This window comes from Bradyrhizobium sp. (assembly GCF_017881085.1).
In the GTDB taxonomy this organism is placed as follows: domain Bacteria; phylum Pseudomonadota; class Alphaproteobacteria; order Rhizobiales; family Xanthobacteraceae; genus Bradyrhizobium.
The window spans coordinates 1-4637 of the sequence record NZ_JADGRI010000375.1 but is presented as its reverse complement, the minus strand read 5'-3'; the positions used below and the strand labels follow the sequence as shown (position 1 = coordinate 4637).

5 protein-coding genes and 1 pseudogene are annotated in these 4637 nt (G+C 62.5%); 1 reads left to right on the top strand and 5 read right to left on the bottom strand.

Features of this window, described 5'->3' with window-relative positions:
- Window positions 1–75: 75 nt before the first annotated feature.
- Together QZ213_RS24830 and QZ213_RS24825 are read right to left on the bottom strand one after the other, a co-directional pair.
- Window positions 76–813: an ABC transporter permease subunit gene (locus tag QZ213_RS24830; RefSeq protein ID WP_291688719.1), complete on the bottom strand. Its 738-nt coding sequence runs from the start codon at window positions 811–813 to the stop codon at window positions 76–78.
- Between the two features lie 3 nt (window positions 814–816).
- Window positions 817–1785 (bottom strand): ABC transporter substrate-binding protein, encoded by a 969-nt coding sequence (locus QZ213_RS24825; protein WP_291688718.1) that lies wholly within the window; start codon window positions 1783–1785, stop codon window positions 817–819.
- A gap of 232 nt (window positions 1786–2017) precedes the next feature.
- On the opposite strand from QZ213_RS24825, the gene QZ213_RS24820 reads away from it, so the two are divergent.
- Entirely contained in the window at window positions 2018–2914 is an 897-nt protein-coding gene (locus QZ213_RS24820) for a hypothetical protein (RefSeq protein ID WP_291688717.1), read from the top strand.
- A gap of 46 nt (window positions 2915–2960) precedes the next feature.
- Here QZ213_RS24820 and QZ213_RS24815 read toward each other — a convergent pair whose 3' ends face one another.
- From QZ213_RS24815 to QZ213_RS24805, 3 genes and pseudogenes are all read right to left on the bottom strand, one after another.
- Entirely contained in the window at window positions 2961–3302 is a 342-nt protein-coding gene (locus tag QZ213_RS24815) for a hypothetical protein (RefSeq protein ID WP_291688716.1), read from the bottom strand.
- A 42-nt stretch (window positions 3303–3344) separates the two neighbouring features.
- On the bottom strand, window positions 3345–4190 hold the full coding sequence (gene fghA, locus QZ213_RS24810) for an S-formylglutathione hydrolase (RefSeq protein WP_291688715.1): 846 nt from the start codon (window positions 4188–4190) through the stop codon (window positions 3345–3347).
- Window positions 4191–4297: 107 nt separating this feature from the next.
- Window positions 4298–4637, bottom strand: a pseudogene (locus QZ213_RS24805) (glutathione-dependent formaldehyde-activating protein); the annotation flags it as partial.

The following is a 4637-nucleotide window of genomic DNA, read 5'->3' as shown; positions in this document are numbered from 1 at the left end:
CGAAGGTTCAGGCCCCTGATGACCTCGACCGGCGTGCCATCGGCCGACAGGAAGGTCTTCGCATCGATGCGAAGTTCAAGCGGGGCGGCGTCGCCAGCGGATTGCGCGTCGTTCAAGCGGTTGTACCAGAAGGCTTTCGATCACAAGCATAAGCACGATGAAGGAGATCGCATAGCTCAGTATCTTGGTCATGTCGAACAGCGAGAATGCCGAACCCAGCACGAACCCCACGCCATTCGGGCGTCCGATCAGCTCGACCACCAGCACGATCTTCCAGACGATCGAGAGACCGGAACGCGAACTGGCGGCCAGATAGGGGGCGAGTTGCGGGATTACGACGTGGCGGATCCTCGAGAGCCAGCTGAACTGAAAGGCCGTCGCCATTTCGTCAAGCTCGGGATCGATCGCGCGGGTGCCCTCGCGCATGACGACGATCACATTCGGCAGTTTATTGACGGCCACGGCGAGGATGGCGGCGGTTTCGTTGAGGCCGATCCAGATATAGGCGAAAATGATCGTCACCAGCGCCGGCACGTTGATCAGCACGACCAGCCAGGCATCGGCATATCGATCGACGGCTTTCGAGCGTCCCATCGCATATCCCGCGGCAATGCCGAGAGCCATCGCGATGGCAAAAGAGCCGATGACACGCGCCAGCGTGCAGCTCATCTGGAATGGCAGCTCACCGGAACGGATGTCGGCGAGGATGGTTGTGCCGACCGCCAGCGGTCCCGGCAGCAGCCGCGAGTGGGCCAGTGCCGCTGCAAGAGCCCAGACCGCGATCAGGGCAGCGAGCGAAAAGAGTCTCGGCAACGCTCACTCTCCGGGCGTGCTGGGTTGGTAGTAAAGGCCCGGATCAAGCTCCTGCAGGGGACCTACGAGTTCCGGACCGCCCACCTTAGCGAGCGTCCGGAACAAGGCGCGGGCGTCCGCTTCCTCTGCGGCGATTGGCCGCCGTGGCATCCCTTCTCGGGTGCGGTCCCGGTAGGCCCTGAAGGTCCATTCATCCCCGGCGTTCATCAGGGGGCGCAGGGCATCCCATTCCTCATCGGATTGCAGCATGATGGCATTGGCTTCGTGCGCGACCGCGATGAAGCGCTCGATCGTGCTCTTGTGACGTGCTGCAAATTCCTCGGAGAACGCGTACCCGACCAGAGCGACCGGTTCGTTGAGACCGAGGCTCGCCTGGGCCTCGCGTACGTCGAGGATGCGGCGATAGCCCTCGGCCTCCAGCCTGGCGCAAAAATTCCAGAAATTGAGACTCGCTGCGGCTTCGCCCTGCTGCAACTTCTGGAAAATCAGCGGCGGCGCGCCGTACTCGAGCGTCGTCTCGCGCCTGAGATCGATGCCCTGGCGCAGCGCGGCCGCCTGGACAATGAGCCAGCTCTTGTCGAGCGGGCCGCCCGCCACCGCGAGAACCTTGCCCTTGAGGTCCTCAATATTCCGCACCGGCGAATCGCCCTTTACCATGACGGAGCCGACCGCGCTGGAATAGGGATAGAACAGCAATTTGGCGCCGAGCGCGCGGGACCGGGCGATCCAAAGCCAGTCGACGACGGCAAGGTCGACCGAACCGCCGTTGAGCGCGAGCTTGCCCGCATCGGGCGAAGCGTATTCGCTGATCTTCAGATCCAGGCCGGCGCCGGCGGCAAGGCCGTGGCGGCGGATCACGTCGAGTTGCCAGGCGAACGTCCCGGTCGTCTGCACGCCGATGCGCAAAGTCTCGTTGGCCAGCGTCGGAATAGCCCCAAGCACGAGGCAAAGCGTTACGAAAATTCTCAACATTGACGATTCTTCCAAGCGACCGGACTTTGCTGCGAAGCACAAAAGATCGCGGGCAAAACATCGCGGGTTCGAGGAAAGCTTCCACCTCTCCGTCATTCTTGCGAGAAATCATCCATGACTACAAGCCGGAATTCCCTTGGCCATCCGACGGCACGCGCGAAGGCTGACAGATTTTCGGTGCAACGCCGCAAAGGGCTACGCAAGCTGCCTGAAGTGTGGCTAGGATGCGGCCATGGCGGGGTTGAGGGCATCGAAACGCGTTATTGCCGCGACAAGACGGGCGGCGAAATCCGGCCTGATAGTGGCGCTCGCGGCAATTTCGACCGGCGCCCGCTGCGGAACCATCGAGACCGAACATCTGTTCGGCTTCACCATCGGAAGCGATGTCGGCGAGGTCGGCGAGAGAGAGCTGGAGGGATCCGTCACCGGCCGATTTGCGAAGCAGAACGGAACATATGCGGCGACCGCCAGCACGATGTCGGTAGAATTCGTGCCGGTGGCAAATCTTCGAACCGAGTTTACCGGCGCGGTCGTCTCCTACGACATCGCCGGCGTGAGCGGGTTGCCGGATCGGCGCTATATCGCCTTTGGCGGTTTTTCCGCCGACATCCGCTACCGGCTGCTCGACCGCGCGACCGCACCGTTCGGTTTTGCGATCGGCGCCGAGCCGCATTGGGGGCGGGCCGATGAGGTCACCGGCGAACCCGCGAACCAATACGGCGTCGACTTCGTCGCGGCCGCCGACTGGGAGATCGTTCCCGACCGCGTCGTCGCGGCGTTCAATCTGCTCTATCAGCCCGACACCATGCGTTCGAAGATCACCGGCACCTGGTCGCAGGAATCCACCGCCGGCGTTGCGTTTGCCTTGATGGCGCAGGTCCGTTCCGGGATTTTTATCGGCGGCGAAGCGCGTTACTTGCGCAAGTACGATGGGGCAGGGCTGGACACGCTTGCCGGGCAGGGATTCTTCATCGGGCCGACGATCTATTTCAAACTCTCCGAGAAAGCCTGGATGGCGGCCGCGTGGAGCGCGCAAGCGGCGGGTCAGGCGGCGACATCCGCCGGTTCGCTTGATCTGGTCAATTTCGAGCGCCACCAGGCGCGGGTCCTGTTCGGCGTGAATTTCTGAACGGGCATCCGCGTGTGCATCCGCCGACCGCGCGAATTGCTCGTTCTTATTTGGCGCAGTCCTTCAGGGATTTTTCCTCGATTGTGAAGACTGCACCTGTCTTGACCTCGATATTCGGGACAATGCAGGTTCGCCCGCTCTTGTCGGCAAATTTGACGTCATAGATGCCGGGAGCCGTGTCGGTGATTTTCAGGCGCTCGTCGTGATCGACGGTATGATCCCGATCGTTGTCGGCCTGGTTGCGGCCCCAATCGTTCTTGCCGGCCGGGGAAAGCTGCAGCGAGGTGATCGTGTTGGCCGTCAGGTTCCAGAACCGTGTGTCCTTTGCCGACGCGGCGAGGGGAATGAGCGCTAGAACAAAGACTATCGACGCGGTCGCCCTGGCCATTTCCTGCTTCTCCCGAATGTTGCGGCAGATTGCGCCGAGCGATCATGCCTTCAACCGCGCGGCATGCCAGCGCAGGTGGTCGGCCATGAATGTCGATATGAAGTAATAGCTGTGGTCGTAGCCAGGCTGGCGACGCAGGACAAGAGGGATGCCCGCGTGGGAACAGGCGCGCTCCAAAAGCTCGGGGCGAAGCTGTTCGGCCAGGAATTGGTCGGCATCGCCAACATCGATCAGGAAATCTGAAAACCGCGCGCCATCCTCGATCAGCGCGACCGTATCGTGCTTGCGCCAGGTCTCGCGCGCATCCCCGAGATAACCGCCCAGTGCCTTGATGCCCCACGGTACCTGCGACGGCGCGACAACCGGCGAAAAGGCGCTGGCGGCACGATAGCGATCGGGATGTCGCAGCGCGACGGTGAGCGCGCCGTGTCCGCCCATCGAATGACCGAGGATCGATTGCCGCTTTTGGTCGACGGGGAAATGCTCGGCGATCAGGCCCGGCAGTTCTTCCGTGACATAGCTCCACATCCGGTAATTGCGCGCGAACGGCGCCTGCGTTGCATCGACGTAAAAGCCGGCGCCCAGTCCGAAATCGTAGGAGCCGGCGGGATCGCCGGGGACGCCTTCGCCGCGCGGGCTGGTGTCCGGCGCGACAAAGATCAGGCCCAGCTCGGCGCAGGCTTTGCGAAATTCGCCTTTTTCCGTGACGTTGGCGTGGGTGCAGGTCAGACCCGACAGATACCAGACCACGGGCAGCTTTGCGCCCTCGGGATGCGGAGGGACGTAGACCGAAAAGGTCATGCCGGTGCCGGTCGCGCGACTTGCGTGCTTGTACACGCCCTGGACGCCCTCAAACGACCGGTTTGTCGAAACGGTTTCGATCGCCATAGGCCCAGGGCTCCAGTGCCGGCAAGCCAGCGGTGTCATCACTTTCGAACAAGACTATAGCTCGGCGGGTGGTTTACACCAGCCGAGCTTAGCAAGGTTGAGCCGGATCAGGCCGCCTTGGCCTTCGATTTCGCCACATGGCTGGCGATCGCATCCATCAGCGCCGGCGACAGGCAATCATAGGGTTCTAGCCCGAGTTCCCTGAGGCGCGACCTGATCCCATCCATTTCGGAAGGATTGACGCCGGACTCGATCACCGAGGACACGAAGGCTGCGAAGCCCGGTGCGGCGGAGCCCGTTTCCTGGAACAGTTCGGGATGGATGAAGTCCAGCCCGTAGAACGGGTGTGCCTTGTTCTCGATGCGGCCGTACATATGCGTGCCGCAGGCCTTGCAGGCGTGCCGCTGGATGGTTGCCGAGGCGTCGATGATGTGCAGCTTGTCGCCG